The following is a 20,453-nucleotide window of genomic DNA, read 5'->3' as shown; positions in this document are numbered from 1 at the left end:
TCCGTTGCCAAACCGTAACCAGTTAACCGCCAATAACTAGCCGGTACCCGGAAGTTGCGCAAGTCACATGCTACTCGCTGGTAGGGGATGCTGCGAATCGAGGACGGGGCCGGGCTCCCACAGCGGTGACAAGCCCCCAGGACGCCCTATTTCAGGCGCCACTCCCACACATTCCACCAAACGCCCAAAGGGCCTGAGCTGGGCTTGATACCCGTCACGCGGCTGCTGAAAGCCACGGTTCCAGTGGTCTGGTACAGCGGCAGGCCGTAGGCGCTGTCCCACACGCGTTTGTCGATGTCAGCCAACAGTTCGTCCTGCTTTGCAAGGTCCGTAGTGCCGGACAGTTGCTCCATGGCTTTGTCTGCGTCGCCGTCGGAAAATCCGTTGAAGTTGCTGCCGCCACCGGTCTTAAAGATCTGCGGGACGCGGCTGACGCCGACCCCGGGTCCGATGGAACCGAGGATGGCGGCGTCGTAGCTGCCGCCGCCGAGCGCTTTCGCCCAGTCCGAGCTGCCGAGGCCCGCGTCTTCAACAGTGAATCCGGCGAGGCGGGCGGAATCGCGGATCAGGGAGAAGACCCGCACGCGGTTGGGGTTGTCCCTGTTGTACAGAATGCGGACCGTCGGGGCGGCATCCCGCAATTGCGACTTCGCGCCTTGGATGTCCACGTCAGAGTATTCGGCCGAACCGTTGTTTTTCACGGCGTCCGGATACTTCGGATGGGGTGGCAGGAAGACGTGCGAGTCCAGGGGTTTCGCGTCGGCGACAAATCCGCCCACCACGTCATCCACGATCTCCTGGCGCGGAACAGTCTTCAGGAAGGCCTCCCGGACATCCTTGTTGGCGAACGGTCCTGAAAAGTTGAGATCGAGGTGGTCGTAGCCGGACTGGCTGAAGCGCTGGACGGTATTGCCCTGCTCCACCAGACCGTCGAAGAGGCTTTCGGTGCCGGCAGAGGGCTGCGGGGCAATGATGTCCGCCTGGCCGTTCCTGAGCGCGGCAATGGCGGTAGAGGCGGCACCGGTGAACCGTACGGTGATGTCATCGAGGTAGGGCTCCGGTCCCCAGACATAGTCCCTGTTCCGGACCAGCCGGATCGAGGCGTCCGGAACGATGTCCCGGACGATGTAGGGGCCGCTTGAAAGGTACATGGCCGGGTCATCAGGAAGCGTTTTGGTGTCGAAGCCTGAGTTCCAGAAGTTGCTGACCCGCTTCAGAGGGGCGTTGACCGAGGGCTGTTCCGTGTCGCCCCGGGGCGAGCCCTTGATCAGGTCCACGAGGTCGTCTTCGTCGTTAAGGCCGCTCTTGGCGGCGACAACATGGGCGGGGAGCCCGACGTCGAACGCTACTTCCCAATCAGCGTACGGCGCGGCGTATTCCAGCGTGATGGAACGCCCGTCACTCCCGATCTCCGGGAGTGCGGTGGCCCCCAGGCCGCTCTTGTCAGCCGCGGCCGAAAAGTACGTAGTCCCGGTCCCCGCCCGGGGTTCCGCGTCGTCGAAGTAGCCCGAGCCGGCGGCCCAGGACAGGAGGAGGTCGCCGGCGTCAATGGCTTCGCCGTCGGACCATTTCACACCCTCGCTGACGGTGTACTTCACCTTCAGCGGCTTGTCGGAGATTTTCTCGATCCGGCCGAATTTCTCGTTCCGGACCACCTTTTCGGTGTCATCCACGTAGTAGAACCCGGAGTGGGTGATGTGGCCGATCTTGGTGTTGATGTCCGTGTTTCCGTCGGCACTGAACGGGTTAAAGGACGTGAAGGCGTTCACCTCGGCCACAGTGGCGCTGCCGCCGCGGTTCGTCTCACCGACCACCACCGGCGGCGCACCCCCGGAAGCGGAGCACCCCGAGATAACCAGCGCCGCAACGACGGCCCCGGTGATGACCTGAATCAGACGCCTCAGGGGCATGCCGTCTCCTTTGCCTGTCCGGAATCAGACGTTGAAGCGGAACGTACTTTATGTGCCCGCACGACGTTGAATGTCCTTGGTTTTCCTTGAATTCTAGCGGTCCAGGGCGTCGGCCAATGTCCGCCTATCATGAGCTTCAGACGCACACCGATCCTTGAAGGAAGCCCATGCCTGTCTCCCCACTTCCTCTACGCAAGCTTGGATTCCTCACTATTGGCCTGTTCGATCCGGCGGATCCGGCCGCAGGGCACGAATCGACGCTGCAGGTCATCGAACTGGGCGAGCGGCTTGGATTCGACAGCGCCTGGCTCCGCCACCGCCATCTGCAGTTCGGAATCTCCTCCCCCATTGCGATCATGGCCGCGGCCAGCCAGCGCACATCCCGGATCGAGCTTGGCACCGCCGTGACCCCGCTGGGCTGGGAAAACCCATTGCGCCTGGCCGAGGACCTGGCCACCGTGGATCTGCTCGCCGGCGGACGAATCAATCCGGGACTCAGCGTAGGTGAACCAATGAACTACGACACGGTGAAACACGAGCTTTACCCGGATTCCGCCGAGCTGGAGGACTTCAGTTATGCCCGCGTGGACCGGCTTGCCCGTTTGATTGCAGGGGAGCCGGTCCGGGAATTTTCCGGCAAGCAGGGTGTCGTCGAGGAGTTTTCCAACCGCGTCGAGCCGCACTCTTTCGGGCTGCGTGAACGGCTTTGGTATGGTGCGGCAAGCAAGAAATCGGCCATCTGGGCCGGGGCCAACGGATTCAACCTGCTCTCCAGCAGTGTGATCTTCCCCGAGGCTGACCAAGAACCGTCATTCGCCGACATCCAGCAATCACAGATCCGCGCCTACCGTGAAGCTGCCGCGAATTCCGCCCAATCGCGCGGACAAGCCCGGGTCTCGCAAGGACTGGTGGTGATCCCGACCGATTCGGCTTCAGCGAAACAGCGGGAAAAGTACCTGCGGTACGTCGACGAACGAACTCCCCGCACCCGGGCGCCGCAGGGGCCGAAGAGGATGCTGTTCGCCCAGGATCTTATCGGCACCAGCGATCAGATTGCCGAACAGCTGTACGCACACGCCGGGTTCCAGGAGGTCGACGAAGTGGCATTTGCGCTGCCCTTCAGCTTCGATCACGAGGACTACGTCCAGATCCTCACCGACATCGCCACGACATTGGGTCCCGCCCTGGGGTGGACGCCAGCAGGTTAAGGATTCAAGCCTGCCGGCTGGAATCACGCGGTCCTACATAGAGCTGCTCCGAACAGGACGGGATCAGCTGATCATTGCCGGGGTGTCTGTCTTGTCTTGCGGATCTGGTGTGGTCATTGCTGGGATCATCCGATCATGTAGACCATGCCGCGTCCCTCGTCAGCGAGGTTCGCCGTAAAGGTCCGCGCCTGCCGAAGGTAGCTCCGGACATAGTCGACCTCACCAGCAACGTCCGGACTGAAGCAATGCGATTCCCGCAGCCGCAATTCCACGTCCTCGGCGCAGACCTCTTCCAGGTCCCTTGCGACAGCCAACACCTCCGGTGGGGTCAGTGTCCGCACCCAAGGCTCCCAACCCATGCCGTTCATGACCACTGCGCCTTCGAACATCCGATAGGCACGACGGGTGATCAGGTCTGGTTCCGCTGGTGCAGTGAGGCACTGCAAATGCCGCCATGCTTTGTCGAGGTACAGCATGTCCCGGTTCGGCACCGCTTGCTCAAACGTCGGGGTGCTGATCGTGGCACCGTGTTCGAATCCCCATGCATCGGCGAGCGGATCATCGGAGAGAAAGCTGAGAGGATCGGCAAGCGCTTGGTCGGTCAGGTTGCCGTCGAATGCGTACGCGTAGTATCTGATTCCCATTCGCCAAGCATCGCCGGACTGCGGGCTGCACGTAACCGCCACATGCGGGTATGTGGATAACCACCGTCAGTGCCAACACGAAAATCGCGCCCAGGCTGTGCCAAGGCGCGATTCTCGTAGTTGGGGCTAGACGTTGAAGCGGAACTCCACTACATCGCCGTCAGCCATCACGTACTCTTTGCCTTCGATGCGTACCTTGCCACGGGACTTGGCTTCGGCCATGGAACCGGCCTCGATGAGGTCATGGAAGGAAACCACTTCAGCCTTGATGAAGCCACGCTGGAAGTCGCTGTGGATGACGCCTGCTGCCTGCGGCGCGGTGTCGCCCTGGTGGATGGTCCAGGCGCGTGTTTCCTTCGGACCGGCCGTGAGGTACGTCTGGAGGCCCAGGGTGTGGAAGCCGACGCGTGCCAGTTGGTCGAGGCCGGACTCGTCCTGGCCGTTCATTTCCAGCATTTCGCGCGCTTCCTCCTCGTCCAGCTCCACAAGGTCGGATTCGAGCTTCGCGTCCAGGAAGATGGCGTCCGCCGGGGCCACCATGGCCCGCAGTTCGTCCTGCTTCTCCGGGCTGCCCAGGATGCCTTCGTCGGAATTGAAGACGTAGATGAACGGCTTCGCGGTCAGGAGGCTGAGCTCCTTGAGATACTCCATCTCCAGCTTGTCGCTCTTGATCGAGGAGAAGACCGTGTCCCCGCGTTCCAGGACCGCCTGCGCAGCCTTGATGGCTGCCAGTTCGGCAGCTTCCCGCTTCTTGATCTTGACTTCTTTTTCGATCCGGGGAATGGCATTTTCGATGGTCTGAAGGTCAGCGAGGATCAGCTCGGTGTTGATGGTTTCCATGTCCGAGCGGGGATCCACTTTGCCGTCAACGTGGATGACGTCGGGGTCATCAAACACCCGGACCACCTGGGCAATGGCCTCGGCCTCACGGATGTTGGCAAGGAACTTGTTGCCCAGGCCTTCGCCCTCCGATGCGCCCTTCACGATGCCGGCGATGTCCACGAAGGACACCGGAGCGGGTAGGAGGCGCTGCGAGCCAAAGATGTCAGCGAGCTGCTGGAGCCGGGGATCCGGCAGGTTCACGACGCCGACATTGGGTTCGATGGTAGCGAACGGATAGTTCGCAGCCAGCACCTGGTTCCGGGTCAGTGCGTTGAAAAGAGTTGATTTGCCGACGTTGGGCAGTCCGACGATGCCAATAGTAAGAGCCACGAGCATTGATTCTACCGGTTGCCGGACGCATGGGCCCCAGGCGGTCCCCCGCAGTGTCGGCACATGGTGGAACGCCTGGTGGAATATGTCGGTTCCGTAAATTGTCACAGGGTCATGCCACAGTGTGGATATGGATGCTTTAGCCCTGATTCTTGCCCTGTTGATGCTGCTGGTGGGTGCCGTCGCCGGCGCCGCCGCCGCCTACTTTTCCCTCCGCCGGCACAGTCGTGCCCTGGAGGAGGACTTCGATGCTGTTTCGTCGCGGCTTTCCGAGGTCAGCGCCCAGTTCGCCGCCGCGGATGCGGAGCGCCGCCTGCTCTCGATGCAGAACCGGGAACTCGGCGAGTCCCGCAACCAGGACGGGAGCGTCCTCCGGGCACTCGCCCCCGTGGCGGAAAAGCTGACCGCGGTGCAGCAGCAGGTGGCACTGCTGGAACGCGACCGTCTGGAACAGTACGGCCAGTTGGCGCAACAACTTCAGGAGGCCAGGCTTTCCGATGCCCAGCTGATCCGGTCCACGCACGCCCTCGAGTCAGCGTTGCGCTCCAACAGTGCTCGTGGACAGTGGGGCGAAGTTCAATTGCGCCGAGTGGTCGAGGCATCGGGCATGCTCAAGCACGTGGATTTCCTGGAGCAGGTCCACAGTGCCGGGGCCGATTCAGCGGTCCGTCCCGACCTCGTCGTCCAACTGCCGGGCCAGAAGCAGCTGGTGGTGGACGCGAAGGTTCCGTTGTCCTCTTACCTGGAGGCCCAGGAGCTGGGTGCGCGCCAGGACTCGGGTACAACCGGGAATCCCGGCAGCCAGCAATCCCTGCTGGCCGCCCACGCCAAGGCGCTGCGGGCCCACGTGGACTCGCTCAGCAACAAGAAGTACTGGGACATCCCCGGGAACTCCCCCGAGCTGGTGATCTGCTTCCTGCCGGCCGAATCCATCCTGGCCGCCGCCCTGACCGCCGATGCGACGCTGTTGGACCACGCGCTTTCCAGGAATGTGGTTCTTGCCTCGCCCAGTACGCTGCTCGCGGTGCTCAAATCGGTGGCTTTCACGTGGCGCCAGGATGTGCTGACGGACAGTGCGCGGGAACTGTTCGACCTCGCCCGTCAGCTGTACGAACGAATGGGAACGCTCGGCGATAACGTGGGCAAGCTGGGTTCGTCACTCAAGTCTTCGGTGGACCGGTACAACGCCCTGATCGGCACCCTGGAAGCGCGGATCCTGCCCACCGCACGGAAGCTCAATGCCATGGATGAATCCGGGTTGCTCACTCCGCCGGCACTCGAGGTCACGCCGCGTTCGCTGGCGGCCCCGGAGTTTCAGCAGGACGAAGCCGCCGCCTGACGGTGGGAATGGGTGGTTGAGCTTTGGTTTCGACAAGCTCAACCACCGGAGGTCGGGAGATGTCAGTCGCGGGAGCGGCGGCCGCCGAGCGCCCGGCTGACGTCTCCGGCTTCCTTCAGGGTTGCGCGGAGTTCCTTGGGCAACGAGAAAAGGAGGTCTTCTTCGGCCGTGACAACTTCTTCCACGGAGCCGTACCCGTAGTCGGCCAGCAGGCGCAGGACGTCCGTGACCAGGAGCTCCGGAACTGAAGCCCCTGAGGTGACGCCGACGGTAGCCACGCCTTCAAACCATGCCTCGTCCACTTCGTTGGCGAAGTCCACGCGGTAGGAGGCCTTGGCCCCGTACTCCAGGGCGACTTCGACCAGACGGACAGAGTTCGAGGAGTTGGCCGATCCCACCACAATGACCAGGTCAGCCTGGGGTGAGATTTTCTTGATGGCCACCTGACGGTTGGTGGTGGCGTAGCAGATGTCGTCGCTGGGCGGATCCTGCAGGGTGGGGAACCGATCCTTCAGCAGCCGGACCGTTTCCATGGTCTCGTCCACGCTGAGGGTGGTCTGGGACAGCCAGATGACCTTTTCCGGATCCCTGACGGTTACCTTGTCCACTTCGTGGGGACCGTTGATGATCTGGATGTGTTCCGGTGCTTCGCCGGCGGTGCCCTCGACTTCTTCGTGACCGTCGTGGCCGATCAGCAGGATGTCGAAGTCGTCCTTGGCGAACCGCACGGCCTCCTTGTGAACCTTGGTCACCAGCGGGCAGGTGGCGTCGATGGTGCGCAGCCCGCGGTCTTCGGCTGACTGGACGACGGCCGGGGATACCCCGTGGGCGGAAAAGATCACCAGGGCGCCTTCCGGGACCTCGTCGGTCTCGTCGACGAAGATGGCTCCCTGCGCCTCCAGCGAGCTCACCACGTGGACGTTGTGCACGATCTGCTTCCGGACATATACCGGCGGACCGTAGTGCTCTAGGGCCTTCTCGACGGCGATAACGGCCCGGTCCACACCGGCGCAGTAGCCGCGGGGAGCAGCCAGGAGGACCCTCTTGGGACCGGTCACCGGAGCCGCGGCGGCTACCTCCTCAGGCGAGCGCCGCCTGCGCGGGACAGTTGGCATCGAGAGGGACACAGCTGAGGAAGTCATCTCTCCATGCTACCGGGTGGGGGCCCGCCGCCCTGGCGAAGCGATCCGGATCACAACGGCCGCAGCGACAAGCACAGCGCCGGTTATCGCGGCACCACCGACCCAGGATTGGAAGCTGCTGGACGCGGCCGCCACAAACGCATCCTTGAACATGTCCGAAAGCCCGTTGCCGCTGGCCGTCCCCACGACGGCATCCCTGGCGACCTGCGAGCCGGCAGCCCACAGGCCCGCCAGTGCCAGCGCCCCCAGTCCCACAGCGAGAATCACGGTCCACCGACGGCGCGCGGACACCAGCGCCAGCGCAAAGGCGATTCCCGCTCCAATGGCAAGGGAGTAGCCGAGCGGCGCGTAGGCGGACGCTCTCTCGACCATTTGGCGCTGCTCAGGTTCGCCAACGTTGACCAGCGTCTGCTCCGGCGCAGTCAGCGGGAGTCCGGTGGTGCGTGCGAGCTCCTCCGTCGCCAGCGCCACCAGGGGTGCCACGTCCAACGTAAGCGACGACGGGGAGTCAGGTTCGGCGGGAGCCGATGCGGGTGCGGCGAAGCTGAGCCGGTGGCTCTTCCGCAGTGTTTCCTCCCAGGCCGCCGGGTAGCCGGGCAAAGCTGTGAGGGAACCGGCCGCCGCCTCAAGCACTGGCGTGACCAGACCTGCCAGGGCGTCCGGGATGGCCCCTGCATCGATGGTGCCCACAGCGGCCGCGGCGAGCCGCTGCTGGAATTCTGCGTCCTGCCCCAGGGGAGCGGCCAGGGCCACAAAGCCATCCTCCTGAACCACGTTGCGGTCAAGCCAGATGGCGGGTACGGCCAGGGCGGACAGCAAAACGCCCACGACGACGGCGATGGCTGAAACGAAGGTGCGCAAAACGGGTCCTCACGGGTTGGCGGCAGCACAGCCATCATAGAGCTGGTGTCTGGACAAAGAATGTCAGTCTCGGGTGATACAGCTTATGGATAAGGTTGAATGGCAACCGCCAGCTCACTGACGGCCGCCCTTCAAGCACGAACCGCTACCTGCCGAACAAAGGACCACCATGCCGCCACCCACAGTTTCCCGGGGCAGCGGACATGTCTGAACAGACTGCGCTGCCGGGCACTGCTGCCACCACGTTGCCTGCCACGGCCGGTGAGACCAGCCCGGACAATCCATGGCCCCTGCAGTTGCTGTCCCAGAAACTCAAGGCCCATATCGATCGCACCCCGTCCGCATGGGTCGAAGGCCAGGTCATCGAAATGAACCGCCGCGGGGGTAACGCGTACCTCACCCTCCGGGACGTGGACGCGGAAGTTTCCCTGCCGGCGTCGGTCTGGACCAAGGTTCTGGACCGGCAGAACATGCCCCTGGAGCGTGGCTCCCGCGTGGTGGCCTTGCTCAAGCCGGAGTTCTGGCTGAAGACCGGGCGGCTCAACATGCAGGTTCGGGACATCAGGCCTGTAGGGCTTGGCGACCTGCTGGCGCGGATCGAACGGTTGCGCCAGGCCCTCTCCGCCGAGGGGCTGTTTGCCGACTCACGGAAGAAACCACTGCCGCTGCTCCCGCACCGTATCGGTCTGATTACCGGACGGGACTCCGACGCCAAAAAAGACGTCGTCCAAAACGCCGCACTGCGCTGGCCCGCAGTTGAATTCGAGATCCGGGAAGTGGCGGTCCAGGGCAACACTGCGGTCTCGCAAATTATCCGCGCCCTGCAGGAACTGGACAGCCGCCCCGACGTGGACGTCATTGTCATCGCCCGGGGCGGCGGAGCCTTGGAGGACCTGCTGCCTTTCAACAGCGAGGAACTGATCCGTGCTGTCGCGGCCACGGCCACCCCGGTGGTCAGCGCCATCGGACATGAGGCGGACCGTCCCCTACTCGACGACGTGGCGGACCTGCGCGCGTCGACGCCCACTGATGCGGCCAAGCGGATCGTGCCTGACGTTGCCGAGGAACTGGCGGGCGTGCGCCAGGCACGGGAGCACCTGCGCAGAAGCATCGGCAGGCTCGTGGACAGGGAGTCGGACCGGTTGTCCGCACTCCATTCCCGGCCTGTTCTGGCCGCCCCGGAAGCCATGGTCACCGGACGCGCGGAGGAAATCGAACGCCTCCTGCGGAGATCATCGGCCGCTGTCAGTTCAACGGTGGTACGGGCGGCTGACCAGCTGGTTCACCTGCAGGCCCAGGTCCGTGCCCTGTCACCACAAAAGACGCTGGACCGCGGCTATGCCGTGGTCGAACTGGCCAACGGCCGGCCGGCCCGTGCCACTGAAACTGCCGGCCACGCTGTGGTCCGAGACCCGTCGGAGGCGCCGTCGGGAACTGCGTTGTCCGTACGCGTAGCCCATGGCCTGTTCGGCGCCACTTCCACTGGGGAACTTCAACAAGGAGAAGCACATGCCCGAAACAAAGCCTGACCCGGAAATCCAAGCACTGAGCTATGAGGAAGCCCGCGAACAGCTGGTGCAGGTGGTGGGGAAGCTTGAGGCGGGCGGCGCCAGCCTCGAGGAATCCCTGGCACTCTGGGAACGCGGCGAAGCCCTGGCAAAGCGCTGCGAGGAGTGGCTGGAGGGCGCCCGCAAACGGCTCGCTGCCGCCCGCGACCAGCCGCTCTGACCAGTCACAGAAGGCGGCCCACCCCTCGGAACGACGCGCCCCAACAGGTCAGGACCGTTCAACCAGTTCCCGTTCGATCGGGACGTCGAACTCCGCCTTTGGCCATTCCAGCTTCATGTCAGACAGCGCGCCCAGCACCAACTGCTGCACCGCGATCCTGGCGTACCATTTCTTGTTGGCCGGAACCACGTGCCAGGGTGCGGCTTCCGTGTTGGTCTCGTCGAAGGCAGCCTGGTAGGCGGCCATGTAGTCGCCCCAGAAGGCTCGTTCCTTGAGGTCACCGCTGCTGTATTTCCAGTGCTTGGCGGGGTTGTCCAGCCGGGCAAGGAGCCGTGCCTTCTGTTCATCCTTGCTGATGTTGAGCATCACCTTGATGATTTTGGTTCCGGCATCGGTCTGGCGCGCCTCGAACTCATTGATGGCCCGGTAGCGGCGCCTAATTTCGTCAGGCGTCGCCCAGTTATGGACCCGGTGGATCAGGACGTCCTCATAGTGGGAGCGGTCGAAGATGCCCACCATGCCCGCTCCGGGCACCTCCTTCTCGATCCGCCAGAGGAAGTCATAGGACTTTTCCTCCTCGGTGGGGGCCTTGAAGGCTTTGAACTGGACGCCCTGCGGATTCATGGTGGCCATGACATGGCTGACGATTCCGCCCTTGCCCGCGGTGTCCATGGCCTGCAGGATCAGCAGAAGCCGTTTTCTCCCGCCGAAGCGCGACTCCGCGAACAGCTTTTCCTGAAGTTCGGCCAACGCGCCGTCCAGTTCAGCCAGAATTGTCTGGCCATCGGCTTTGTTGCCCTTGTAACCGGGCGTCGCGTCGGAGTCAGCGTCGGCCAGCGAGAACCCTTTCCCCACCCTCAGCGTATCGACGGGGTGCTTCTCGAACTCAACGACGTCGGCCATTGGGGTCCTTTCCCAAGGTTCCACGCGCCGAAAGACGCGTCACCACAGGCTAGTTCCCTTGGTACCGGCTAAGGAAGTCCCCCATGCGTCCGATCGCTTCTTCAATGTCCTTGACGTTCGGCAACGTGACCATGCGGAAGTGGTCAGGCCGGACCCAGTTGAACGCCCGGCCGTGTGACACCAGGATCTTCTGCTCCTTCAGCAGGTCCAGGACAAATTTCTCGTCATCACGGATGTGGAAGACTTCCGGATCCAGGCGCGGGAACAGGTACAGCGCGCCACGGGCCTGCTGCGTGCTCACACCCGGGATCGCGTTGAGCATGTCGTAGGCCTTGTTCCGCTGTTCCAGCAGCCTGCCGCCGGGCAGGATGAGGTCATTGATGCTCTGGTAGCCGCCGAGCGCGGTCTGGATGGCGTGCTGGGCGGGCACGTTGGCACAGAGGCGCATGTTGGCCAGGAGGCTGATGCCCTCCAGATAATCGGAGGCATCCTTCTTCGGGCCCGAGATGGCCATCCAGCCGGCACGGTAGCCGCAGACGCGGTAGGCCTTGGACAGCCCACTGAAAGTGAGGCAAAGGACGTCGTCGCCCGTCAGCGCGGCCATGTTGATGTGCACGGCGTCCTCGTACAGGATCTTTTCGTAGATTTCATCCGCGAAAAGGATCAGTCCGTGCTTCTCGGCCAGCGCCACGATCTTCTTCAGCGTCTCTTCCGGATAGACCGCGCCCGTGGGGTTGTTGGGGTTGATCACCACGATGCCCTTGGTGCGGGGCGTGATCTTGGCTTCAAGATCCTCAAGGTCCGGCTGCCAGCCTGATTCCTCATCGCAGAGGTAGTGCACGGGCTTCCCGCTCGCCAGGGCCACGGAAGCGGTCCACAGCGGGTAGTCCGGTGTGGGGATCAGCACCTCATCGCCGTCGTTGAGCAGCGCCATGAGGGACATGGTGATCAGTTCGCTGACGCCGTTGCCCAGGTAGATGTCGTCCACATGGATGTTCTGGATTCCGCGGGTCTGGTAGTACTGGGAGACCGCGGTCCGGGCCGAGAAGATGCCCCGGGAGTCGCTGTAACCCTGGGCATGGGGCAGATGGCGGATCATGTCCACCAGGATCGCGTCCGGGGCTTCAAATCCAAACGGCGCAGGGTTTCCGATGTTCAGTTTGAGGATCCGGTGACCCTCCGCCTCCATCTGCTGGGCGGCCTGAAGAATCGGTCCACGGATGTCGTAAAGGACGTTGTGAAGCTTGGTGGACTGCTTGAATTCTGCCATCCATCAAATATGCCATATGACGGATGTACTTCTGTTGAGACCTCAGACACAGACGTGTAGAGAGCGGACGACGGCGGCTGCCGGCCCGTGTGGGTCCGGCAGCCGCCGTCGTGATTGCGTTGTGGAGTCAGGTGCTACTTGACGATGCCCTTGTCCTTGAGCCACGTGGCGGCGGCGTCTTTGGCATTTTGCTTCTGGCTGCCGCTGACTGCGCGGTTGAGGTTGACCAGGTCCTCAGTCGTGAGGATCTTCGACACGGCATTGAGCGCGTCCTTGGCCTTGTCGGTCATTTTTGCCTTGTTGTACAGCGGCAGGACCTGCTGGGCCTTGAAGTTGTTCTTGGGATCCTCCAGGACCACCAGGTCGTTGTCCGCGATGGACGGTGTGGTGGTGTAGATGTCAGCCACCTGGACGTCGTCGGTCAGCAGTGCCTGCAGGGTCAGGTTGCCGCCGCCGTCGCTGAAGGGCTTCAGTGCCTTGAGTTCGCAGCCGTAGTTCTTTTTGAGTCCCGGGAAGCCATAGGCGCGGGTTTCGAACGTGGCCGGCGCCGCCATGGTCAGGTCCTTGCAGACCTTGGCGAGGTCCTCAATGGACTTCAGCTGGTACTTCTCCGCGGTGGCCTTGGTGACCACCATGGCGTCCTTGGACTCGGCCTTGGACGCCTCCAGGACTGCCAAACCCTCGGGGAGCTTGCCCGGCAGCGCCTTGTAGATGTCGTCGGCCGAGACCTCGGCAGCTTCAGGATCCACATGCGAGAGCAGGTTGCCGGAGTAATCCGGGACAAGGTCAACCGAGCCGTCCTGGACCGCTTTGAAGTAGATTTCGCGGGCACCGATGTTGGGCTTGGTGGTTGCCGTGACCCCTGCAGCAGTCAGCGCGCCGGCGTAGATCTCAGCGACGATCTGGCTCTCCGGGAAGTCAGCCGAGCCGACCACCAACGAGCCGCCGCCGGCGCTTCCGGCGCTGGTGCTGGGGGTGGCCAACGGGTCACTCCCGCCGCAGGCCGTCAGCGCGACGGCCAGGCCGACGCCGGCAGCCATGCCAGCCAGTCCCCGGCGGGTAAGGATTGTCCTGGTGTTGTCTTTCATGGGGTACCTCCTTGAACGGCAGCTGGCGCAGGCGCGGCAGCTGGGAGATCAGCGGAGGCCTTTTGGCCACCGTGCAGATCGGTTTTGAGGCCGGGCGAAAGAAGGGCTCTTTGCACCGCGGCCAGGATGAGGTCAACAACGATGGCCAGCCCTGCAATCAGCAGCGACCCGGCAAGCATCCGCGGGAAGTCCTGCAGCGCCAAGCCGTCAAAAAGGTAGCGGCCCAGCCCGCCCAAGGGCAGGTAGGCAACCACCGACACCGTGGCGATGACCTGCAGCACGGCGGTTCGGACACCGCCGAACATGACCTGCAGCCCGTTGGGCAGCTCAACCCGGAACAGGATCTGCAGCTCGGTCATGCCCATGGCCCGGGCAGCGTCCACCACGGCCCGGTCCACACTCGAAATGCCGGCATACGTTCCGGCAAGGAGCGGCGGCACGGTCAGGATGACCAGCGCCCACACCGGCGGCATCAGGCTGCTTCCCGCAAGGAGGGCGAAGAGGACCAGCAGGCCCAGTGTGGGCAGGGCCCGCAGCGCCCCTGCCACCGCTACGGCCACCACGCGTCCGCGGCCCGTGTGCCCGATGTAAAGCCCTGCCGGAACCGCGATGGCCGCGGCAATCACCAAGACCAGCCCGCTGTATTGGAGGTGCTCCAGCAGCCGGACCGGGATGCCGGAACTGCCGGTCCAGTGCAGCGGATCGGCAATCCAGGCGAGGGTGTCCACAAAAATGTTGCTCATGGCGCGGCCCCTGTGTGGATGTTGGCGTCGGCCAGGTAGCTGGCGGCGGAAGGCGCCGCGGGGCCGGACGCTTTAGCGGCGCGGGTCCACGGCGTCAGCAGCCTTTCCAGGACGACCAGTACAGCATCCATCAGCAGCGCGAGCACCAGGATGGCGATGATTCCCACCACCACTTCCGTGACGAAGTTCCGTTGCAGTCCGTCGGTAAACAGCATGCCCAGGTTCCCCACCCCCAGGAGTGCCGCGACACTCACCAGGGAGATGTTGCTGACGGAGACCACCCGCAGCCCGGCGAACATCACCGGAAGGGACAGTGGCAGGTCGATCTGGACAAAGCGGAGCCACGGCTTGTACCCCATGGCGATCGCAGCCTGCCGGAGATCCTCCTCCACGGAGTCAAAGGCATCCAGGGCGGCCCGGACCAGCAGCGCCACAGCGTAGATGGTCAGGGCCACAATCACGTTGAGCGGGTCCAGGATCCGGGTTCCGAGAATCGAGGGCAGGATGATGAACAGCGCCAGCGACGGGACGGTGTACAGCAATGAACTGGCGGTCACCACCACCGACCTGAGCGCCGGGTGGGTCCGCGCCAACTGCGCCAGCGGAATGGAAATGACCAGCCCCAGGACCATCGGGATGAGGGCCAGGACCAGGTGCTGGCCCGCCAGTCCCATGACCATGCCGCTGTTTGCCAGGAACCACTCCATCAGAGCGCAGCCTGCCTGACCTGGCGGGCTTCCTCAATGACGCCGAGGACTTCCTGTGCCCTGATGGTTCCCAGGACCTTGCCGTCGCCGTCCACCGCCACACCTTGGCCGGACGGGGACGACAGGGCCGAGTCCAGCGCCCGCCGCAGCGTCTCGCCGGGGCGGAAGAGTGACCCGCCCGGGATGAGCTCTGAGTCCGTCCCCGGCCTCGCCCAGCCCAGCGGGCGCAGGTCCGGATCCACCACGAGCTGCCAGTCAGTCACCGCAGCGGGATCGCCGGCGAACTGGCCGCCACTCATCACGAGCGTGGGCACCGGGTGGATGGTCACGGCGTCGGACGTGGTGAACCCGAGGTGGCGGAAGCCGCGGTCCCGCCCCACGAAGGAGGCCACAAAATCATTGGCCGGTGCCCGGAGGATTTCCTCAGGGGTGGCGTACTGGGCCAGCCGGCCGCCGACGGCGAAAACGGCCACCTTGTCGCCGAGAATGGTCGCCTCGTCGATATCGTGCGTGACGAAAACGATGGTTTTAGCGAGGTCCTTCTGCAGCCTCAGGAGTTCATGCTGCAGTTCGTCACGCACTACGGGGTCAACGGCGCTGAACGGTTCATCCATCAGCAGGACTGGCGGATCGGCGGCGAGCGCCCGGGCCACACCGACGCGCTGCTGCTGGCCGCCCGAGAGCTGGGAGGGGTACCGCTTCCCGAGCGCGGAAGCCAGCCCGACGACGTCGAGCAGTTCCGTGGCGCGTTTGCGGGCCTCGGCCTTGGAAACGCCGTTGAGCCGGGGCACGGTGGCGATGTTGTCCAGCACGGAACGGTGCGGCATCAGCCCGGAGGACTGCATGACGTAGCCCATGGACCGTCTCAGCTCCGCGGCAGGAACCGAGGTCACGTCCCGCCCGTCCACGGTGATCACGCCGGACGTCGGTTCCACCATGCGGTTGATCATCCGCAGCGAGGTGGTTTTGCCGCAGCCGGACGGCCCTACAAAAACGGTGATGGAGCCCCTGTCGATGGACATGGTGAGCTGGTCCACGGCGGGCTGCCCGCCCTGATACTGCTTGGTGACGCTCTGGAACTCAATCATGGCTAGGTCCATTCCCGGACTTACCTGTTCTGTTGGACGGCATCGGACAGTGTTTGGGTCATAGGCTCACTGATATTTACGGTAACGCAATCCGTTCACAGCTTAACCGGATCCGAAGGCAATCCGGGCAAGCGAATCCCTACTGTAATCATTCGTTGGACAGCCGCCCGCGGATGGGTCCTTCGATCACAAGGTGCCCGTGCTGTGCTTACGCCCGGCCCTGCCCGCGCCTAGAGTTGGTCTGTGACCAACTTGGAAGTGGCTCCGCAACAGGAACTTTGTCCACCCGCAGGCCCTGAAGGGACGTCCGGCCCTTGCCTGCAGCTCTGGCCCGAACGGGAGGTTCCGCTGGGCGGCGTGCGGGCCATGAACGTCCGGCGCACGCTCCCACAGCGCGGCCTGCCCACCATCGGAGCCTGGTGCTTCCTGGACAGTTTCGGTCCGGACCGCATCGCCATGTCCGTACTCCCCCACCCGCACACGGGCCTGCAGACGGTCACCTGGCCGCTTGCTGGGAACATCCGGCACCGGGACAGCGTGGGCAGCGACGTTGTGGTCCGGCCCGGTGAGCTGAACATCATGACCGCCGGGCACGGGGTGTCCCACTCCGAGTTCGCCGTGCTTCCAGATTCCGATGCAGGTCCCGACGCCGGCGCGCCGCTGCCCGTGCAGCGCGGCCTGCAGCTCTGGGTAGCGTTGCCGGATACGGAACGCCATCGCGAACCTGCGTTCGAGCAGCACCGCGAACTGCCTTCCGTGACGGGGCTGGGTTTCACTGCGACGGTGATGGTGGGCGAATTCGCCGGGGCGGTGTCACCGGCCACGATGTACTCCCCCATTATCGGAGCGGACATCTCCTGCGACGGCCTTGCCGTCCTGCCGCTGAACGCTCACTTTGAGCACGCCGTCCTGGTGCTCGACGGCGGGCTGACGCTGGACGGGCAGGAGGTCCCGCCCGGGCCGCTGGGCTACCTGGGTGCGGGACGTACGACGCTGGAGTTCCAGGCCCTCCCCGGCACGCGGTTGCTCCTGATCGGCGGGGAACCGTTCCAGGAGGAACTGCTGATGTGGTGGAACTTCGTGGGCCGCACGCACGACGAAGTGGAGCAGGCCCGTGCGGACTGGGAAGCCCAGGCCGCACTGCCAGACGCTGCTGCCCGGGAAGCCCGCTACGGGCTGGTTGAAGGGCACGGCCCGGATGCGGGCGCCGAAGCCGGACGCATCCCCGCCCCCATCATGCCGGCCGTCAGGCTGACACCCCGGAAGCGGTCAGTGGGCCCCTGACGCTTCCGAGACCAGCTTCAGGACGCCAAACACAGGGTCCTGGTCCAGGACACGGACATCGGAGACGCCGGCGGCGGCCAGGTGGCTCCGGAAAGAGTCCTGCAGCGGAATCACGTTCATGCCGAGTCCGCTGCCGAGAATTACCGGGCCGTCGATTCCAAGCTTCCGCAGGGCCTGCGCAGCCAGGCCCGCAAGGTCTTGGCCGGCCTGGTCCAGGAGCTCCTGGCTGGCCGTGTGGCCCGCCGCAGCCGCCTCCACCACCAGGCGTGCCTGCTGGGCCCAGAACCGGCGGCCGGTGTCCGGGGAATGGAAGAGCGCAATCAGCTTGTTGGGGTGGTCCACTCCGCAGGCTGCAAGCAGCGCTTCGGTCAGCTGGTCCGCCGGTAGACCCTGGTTCATCCGGCGCAGGCTGTGCCGGACCGCCTCACGGCCCAGCCAGTAGCCGCTGCCTTCATCCCCAAGCAGGTAGCCCCAGCCGCCGGCACGGGCCTCGTCGCCTGCGGCATTCCTTCCCCAGGCTGCAGAGCCGGTTCCCGCAATCACGGCCACGCCGGTACTGGCGCCGCCCGCGGCCAGCAGCAGCCGTGAATCGTGGACCACTGTGACTTTGGCTCCCGGAACATGGGGTTCGATCAGCGCGGCAAGGGCTGCGGCGTCGTCGTCGGTGTCTATGCCACCGGCCCCGGCATACACCTGGGCCACGTGGCCGCCGCCGATCCGGGAGAAGAGATCCGCGAGGTTCATCGCCGCCTGTTCGCGGCTGACGTTCTGGACGTTGGAACTGCCGGCGGACTCGTCAGCCACGGCAACGCCGTCCTCAAACCTGACGCCGCGGGTCTTTGTACCTCCGATGTCCAGGCCGATGATGACCCCCGCGAGGGGACCTGGGGCGGCCGCGGACGTGGCGCCGCCCAGCGGGTGGTGTCCGGAAGTTGTGGTCTGGGGGTGCTCGCTATCAGTCACGTCCCCCAGCCTACTGAAACGCTGCCGGCGAAACGCTGCCGGGCCGCGGGACGACGTCGTGTCTCAGCACCGCGCCGCCTATCCCCTGCCTGAACGGGCGGCCACGAGGCCCGCCAGCAAGTGCGGGCCCTCCTGCAGGACCATCTCCCGGAAGAAGCGCACAGGATCGGGCTCGGCGTCGGGGCCGGGTTTCCGCCGGCGCCAGCCCAGCCCGATTTCGCGGAACGCCAGGCCGGATTCCAAGGCAAGTTCGACCCAGCCCAGGTTGCCGGTCTCCGGGCTGATGTGGCGCCCCGGGGCATTGCCGCCGGGCGGCAGGATGCTGACGCCAAGTCCCGCGGCGACCAATCCACGGGCGGTGTGGGTGTCCTGGCTTTCGAAGGCGATCCGCGGCCGGAAGCCTGCCTCGCGGAACAAGGCATCCGTCAGTGACCGCATGCCGTAACCCGGCTCCAGCGCGACGAAGGGGTCCCGGCGGATGTCCTGCATCCTGACGGCGTCCCGTCCGGCCAGCGGGTGCCCGTGGTGAACCACCAGCCGGAGGGGCTCACGGTAGAGCGGCGCCGAAGCGATGGTGCTGCTTGCCGCCGGAACAGGGGCGGTCAGTGCCAGGTCCGCCTGGCCCGAGGCCAGCTCCGCCAGGCAGGTGTCCCGCGCCCCCTGGCTGAGAATGAAGCCGGCCTCCGGGTGGCGGCTGCGGAAGGCACTGATGAGCACGGGCAGGGTGGCCTCCCCGAACGTGTGCTGAAAGGACAGCGACACCTTCCCCCGCACCACGTCCGACTCGTGCCGGACCAGGTCCAGTCCGGCCTGGAACTCGGTCAGGGCCGACTCGATGTACGGCAGCAGCGTCCGGGCGGCCGCTGTGAGGCGGATGCCCCGTCCGTCCCGGATCAGCAATTCTGTTCCGACGACGGCGCTGGCCCGGGACAGTGCCCGGCTCACCGTGGACTGGGGTACTCCAAGGAGCTCGGCCGTTTCCGTGACGTGCTGGGTCCGGCCCAGCTCGGCCAGGATGGGGAGGAGCGGCAGGAGCTTCACCAGCTGTTTGTGGTCCGCGTGCATGGGCTTCACCTTCCAAACGTTCCACTCTAGATATGAATTGTCCCTAAAAGATGCATTGGAAGCATACATTGCCGAAGCCTACCCTTGAGCCATGCCACAGAATGCCGCCATCCCAGGAACGTTCAGTCCAGCGCAGGATCACTGGGCGGGACATCCCAAAGGCTCCGCTGCCTACAACAAGATTCTGGCCGGCCTGGCCTTCGCAGGCGTGGCAACGTTCGCCCAGCTCTACTCCACCCAGGCGGTCTTGCCGCTCTTGGCGGCAGACCTGAAGGTAACAGCGGCAGAGGCCGCATTGACCATTTCGCTGGCCACCGTGGGCCTGGCCATCACCGTCATTCCGTGGTCCTTCCTCGCGGACAGGATCGGCAGGGTGAAGGCCATGGCATGGGGCATCTCCGCCGCCACTGTCCTGGGCCTGCTGGTACCGCTCGCTCCCACTTTCGGCGCCCTGCTTGCCTTGCGGCTGCTGGAAGGCATGGCGCTGGGCGGGATCCCGGCCATCGCCATCGCCTACCTGAACGAGGAAGTGAACAGGGCCCATGCGGCCGTGGCCGCAGGCAGCTACGTTGCCGGCACTACGCTGGGCGGGCTGGCCGGCCGGCTCGTGGCAGGCCCGGCAGGTGAGCTGTGGGGCTGGCGCACGGCCGCCCTGGCCGTTTCCCTGCTGGCAACAGTGGCCGCGGTACTCTTCCTGGTTCTGGTACCGCAGGCGAAGGGATTCACCGCCGCCAAAGCCGCCGGGCTGCGCGGTGCCATGGCGACGCTCGGCGGGCATGTGCGCAATCCCCGGCTGCTGGCGCTCTACATCCAGGCCTTCCTGATGATGGGCGGGTTTGTGGCCGTCTACAACTACCTCGGCTTCCGGCTGTCCGCTGAGCCTTTCACGCTGCCTGCCACCCTGATCAGCCTGATCTTCCTGGCGTACCTTTCCGGAACGTTCTCTTCCCGCTGGGCCGGCGGGTTGACGGCCAGGTTTGGCCGCAGGAATGTGCTGCTGGCTGGCATCCTCCTGATGGTGGCCGGGCTGGCGCTGACGCTTACGCAGCTGCTCGCCCTGATCCTTGCCGGCCTGGTGATTTTCACCGGCGGCTTCTTCGCGGCCCACAGCATCGGCGCAGGCTGGACCGGAAGCATCGCCACCACCGGCCGCGCCCAGGCATCGTCGCTCTACAACCTGGCCTATTACCTGGGCTCCAGCGTCATCGGCTGGGCCGGCGGACTGGTGTTCCAGTCCCTGGGCTGGACGGCGCTTGCCGTGGCAATCATGGCCCTGGCGTGCATCACGGCGGTGACAG

19 protein-coding genes are annotated in these 20,453 nt (G+C 64.8%); 6 read left to right on the top strand and 13 right to left on the bottom strand.

Annotated elements, in window-relative coordinates; genetic code table 11:
• Window positions 1–146: 146 nt before the first annotated feature.
• Window positions 147–1,910 (bottom strand): ABC transporter family substrate-binding protein, encoded by a 1,764-nt coding sequence (locus V6M49_RS14895; RefSeq protein ID WP_332761718.1) that lies wholly within the window; start codon window positions 1,908–1,910, stop codon window positions 147–149.
• A 167-nt stretch (window positions 1,911–2,077) separates the two neighbouring features.
• On the opposite strand from V6M49_RS14895, the gene V6M49_RS14890 reads away from it, so the two are divergent.
• Window positions 2,078–3,118 (top strand): LLM class flavin-dependent oxidoreductase, encoded by a 1,041-nt coding sequence (locus V6M49_RS14890; protein ID WP_332761717.1) that lies wholly within the window; start codon window positions 2,078–2,080, stop codon window positions 3,116–3,118.
• A 125-nt stretch (window positions 3,119–3,243) separates the two neighbouring features.
• Here the strand turns inward: V6M49_RS14890 and V6M49_RS14885 are convergent, their stop codons facing one another.
• Both V6M49_RS14885 and ychF read right to left on the bottom strand, forming a co-directional pair.
• Window positions 3,244–3,762, bottom strand: coding sequence for a DUF1877 family protein (locus V6M49_RS14885; protein ID WP_104062117.1), 519 nt, complete (start codon window positions 3,760–3,762; stop codon window positions 3,244–3,246).
• Window positions 3,763–3,888: 126 nt separating this feature from the next.
• On the bottom strand, window positions 3,889–4,974 hold the full coding sequence (ychF, locus tag V6M49_RS14880) for a redox-regulated ATPase YchF (protein ID WP_104062221.1): 1,086 nt from the start codon (window positions 4,972–4,974) through the stop codon (window positions 3,889–3,891).
• A gap of 130 nt (window positions 4,975–5,104) precedes the next feature.
• Between ychF and V6M49_RS14875 the strand changes: the two genes are divergently transcribed.
• Entirely contained in the window at window positions 5,105–6,313 is a 1,209-nt protein-coding gene (locus tag V6M49_RS14875) for a DNA recombination protein RmuC (RefSeq protein WP_332761715.1), read from the top strand.
• A gap of 62 nt (window positions 6,314–6,375) precedes the next feature.
• Here the strand turns inward: V6M49_RS14875 and V6M49_RS14870 are convergent, their stop codons facing one another.
• Both V6M49_RS14870 and V6M49_RS14865 read right to left on the bottom strand, forming a co-directional pair.
• The gene (locus V6M49_RS14870; RefSeq protein ID WP_332761713.1) at window positions 6,376–7,455 is read right to left on the bottom strand and encodes a 4-hydroxy-3-methylbut-2-enyl diphosphate reductase; all 1,080 of its coding nucleotides are present in this window, start codon (window positions 7,453–7,455) and stop codon (window positions 6,376–6,378) included.
• A 9-nt stretch (window positions 7,456–7,464) separates the two neighbouring features.
• Window positions 7,465–8,316 (bottom strand): hypothetical protein, encoded by an 852-nt coding sequence (locus tag V6M49_RS14865; protein ID WP_141141108.1) that lies wholly within the window; start codon window positions 8,314–8,316, stop codon window positions 7,465–7,467.
• 203 nt (window positions 8,317–8,519) lie between these two features.
• Here V6M49_RS14865 and xseA point away from each other — a divergent pair, with 203 nt between their 5' ends.
• Together xseA and V6M49_RS14855 are read left to right on the top strand one after the other, a co-directional pair.
• Window positions 8,520–9,845, top strand: coding sequence for an exodeoxyribonuclease VII large subunit (gene xseA / locus V6M49_RS14860; RefSeq protein WP_332761712.1), 1,326 nt, complete (start codon window positions 8,520–8,522; stop codon window positions 9,843–9,845).
• Window positions 9,826–10,044, top strand: a complete 219-nt coding sequence (locus V6M49_RS14855) for an exodeoxyribonuclease VII small subunit (RefSeq protein WP_058931826.1) — start codon at window positions 9,826–9,828, stop codon at window positions 10,042–10,044. Before xseA ends, V6M49_RS14855 begins: the two co-directional genes overlap by 20 nt.
• A gap of 48 nt (window positions 10,045–10,092) precedes the next feature.
• On the opposite strand, the gene V6M49_RS14850 is transcribed toward V6M49_RS14855, so the two are convergent.
• From V6M49_RS14850 to V6M49_RS14825, 6 genes are all read right to left on the bottom strand, one after another.
• The gene (locus tag V6M49_RS14850; protein WP_141141110.1) at window positions 10,093–10,947 is read right to left on the bottom strand and encodes a polyphosphate kinase 2 family protein; all 855 of its coding nucleotides are present in this window, start codon (window positions 10,945–10,947) and stop codon (window positions 10,093–10,095) included.
• A 49-nt stretch (window positions 10,948–10,996) separates the two neighbouring features.
• Window positions 10,997–12,217, bottom strand: a complete 1,221-nt coding sequence (locus V6M49_RS14845; protein ID WP_058931824.1) for a pyridoxal phosphate-dependent aminotransferase — start codon at window positions 12,215–12,217, stop codon at window positions 10,997–10,999.
• Between the two features lie 134 nt (window positions 12,218–12,351).
• Window positions 12,352–13,305, bottom strand: coding sequence for an ABC transporter substrate-binding protein (locus V6M49_RS14840; protein ID WP_141141111.1), 954 nt, complete (start codon window positions 13,303–13,305; stop codon window positions 12,352–12,354).
• On the bottom strand, window positions 13,302–14,048 hold the full coding sequence (locus V6M49_RS14835; RefSeq protein ID WP_141141112.1) for an ABC transporter permease: 747 nt from the start codon (window positions 14,046–14,048) through the stop codon (window positions 13,302–13,304). Before V6M49_RS14835 ends, V6M49_RS14840 begins: the two co-directional genes overlap by 4 nt.
• The gene (locus V6M49_RS14830; protein ID WP_058931821.1) at window positions 14,045–14,755 is read right to left on the bottom strand and encodes an ABC transporter permease; all 711 of its coding nucleotides are present in this window, start codon (window positions 14,753–14,755) and stop codon (window positions 14,045–14,047) included. The genes V6M49_RS14835 and V6M49_RS14830 overlap by 4 nt, the downstream gene beginning before the upstream one ends.
• The gene (locus V6M49_RS14825) at window positions 14,755–15,855 is read right to left on the bottom strand and encodes an ABC transporter ATP-binding protein (protein WP_332761709.1); all 1,101 of its coding nucleotides are present in this window, start codon (window positions 15,853–15,855) and stop codon (window positions 14,755–14,757) included. Before V6M49_RS14825 ends, V6M49_RS14830 begins: the two co-directional genes overlap by 1 nt.
• A gap of 231 nt (window positions 15,856–16,086) precedes the next feature.
• On the opposite strand from V6M49_RS14825, the gene V6M49_RS14820 reads away from it, so the two are divergent.
• The gene (locus tag V6M49_RS14820; RefSeq protein ID WP_332761707.1) at window positions 16,087–17,127 is read left to right on the top strand and encodes a pirin family protein; all 1,041 of its coding nucleotides are present in this window, start codon (window positions 16,087–16,089) and stop codon (window positions 17,125–17,127) included.
• On the opposite strand, the gene V6M49_RS14815 is transcribed toward V6M49_RS14820, so the two are convergent.
• Window positions 17,113–18,042: an N-acetylglucosamine kinase gene (locus V6M49_RS14815; protein ID WP_332761759.1), complete on the bottom strand. Its 930-nt coding sequence runs from the start codon at window positions 18,040–18,042 to the stop codon at window positions 17,113–17,115. The two genes, V6M49_RS14820 and V6M49_RS14815, sit on opposite strands and share 15 nt — an antisense overlap.
• A gap of 126 nt (window positions 18,043–18,168) precedes the next feature.
• Window positions 18,169–19,155, bottom strand: coding sequence for a LysR family transcriptional regulator (locus V6M49_RS14810; protein WP_104062107.1), 987 nt, complete (start codon window positions 19,153–19,155; stop codon window positions 18,169–18,171).
• Between the two features lie 91 nt (window positions 19,156–19,246).
• Between V6M49_RS14810 and V6M49_RS14805 the strand changes: the two genes are divergently transcribed.
• Window positions 19,247–20,453: MFS transporter (locus V6M49_RS14805; protein WP_332761704.1), on the top strand; the 1,207-nt coding region annotated here is incomplete at its 3' end.

This window comes from Pseudarthrobacter sp. (assembly GCF_036675385.1).
Classification (GTDB): domain Bacteria; phylum Actinomycetota; class Actinomycetes; order Actinomycetales; family Micrococcaceae; genus Arthrobacter.
Note: the sequence above shows the minus strand (reverse complement) of the source record. Positions and strands in the feature narration are given on the sequence as shown.

Coding starts and splice junctions, on each gene's coding strand:
- V6M49_RS14850 (WP_141141110.1), bottom strand. CDS start 10,947: ATGGCCGACGTCGTTGAGTTCGAGAAGCACCCCGTCGATACGCTGAGG.
- V6M49_RS14810 (WP_104062107.1), bottom strand. CDS start 19,155: ATGCACGCGGACCACAAACAGCTGGTGAAGCTCCTGCCGCTCCTCCCC.
- V6M49_RS14845 (WP_058931824.1), bottom strand. CDS start 12,217: ATGGCAGAATTCAAGCAGTCCACCAAGCTTCACAACGTCCTTTACGAC.
- V6M49_RS14835 (WP_141141112.1), bottom strand. CDS start 14,048: ATGAGCAACATTTTTGTGGACACCCTCGCCTGGATTGCCGATCCGCTG.
- V6M49_RS14885 (WP_104062117.1), bottom strand. CDS start 3,762: ATGGGAATCAGATACTACGCGTACGCATTCGACGGCAACCTGACCGAC.
- V6M49_RS14825 (WP_332761709.1), bottom strand. CDS start 15,855: ATGGACCTAGCCATGATTGAGTTCCAGAGCGTCACCAAGCAGTATCAG.
- V6M49_RS14890 (WP_332761717.1), top strand. CDS start 2,078: ATGCCTGTCTCCCCACTTCCTCTACGCAAGCTTGGATTCCTCACTATT.
- V6M49_RS14875 (WP_332761715.1), top strand. CDS start 5,105: ATGGATGCTTTAGCCCTGATTCTTGCCCTGTTGATGCTGCTGGTGGGT.
- V6M49_RS14855 (WP_058931826.1), top strand. CDS start 9,826: ATGCCCGAAACAAAGCCTGACCCGGAAATCCAAGCACTGAGCTATGAG.
- V6M49_RS14895 (WP_332761718.1), bottom strand. CDS start 1,910: ATGCCCCTGAGGCGTCTGATTCAGGTCATCACCGGGGCCGTCGTTGCG.
- V6M49_RS14830 (WP_058931821.1), bottom strand. CDS start 14,755: ATGGAGTGGTTCCTGGCAAACAGCGGCATGGTCATGGGACTGGCGGGC.
- V6M49_RS14840 (WP_141141111.1), bottom strand. CDS start 13,305: ATGAAAGACAACACCAGGACAATCCTTACCCGCCGGGGACTGGCTGGC.
- xseA (WP_332761712.1), top strand. CDS start 8,520: ATGTCTGAACAGACTGCGCTGCCGGGCACTGCTGCCACCACGTTGCCT.
- V6M49_RS14870 (WP_332761713.1), bottom strand. CDS start 7,455: ATGACTTCCTCAGCTGTGTCCCTCTCGATGCCAACTGTCCCGCGCAGG.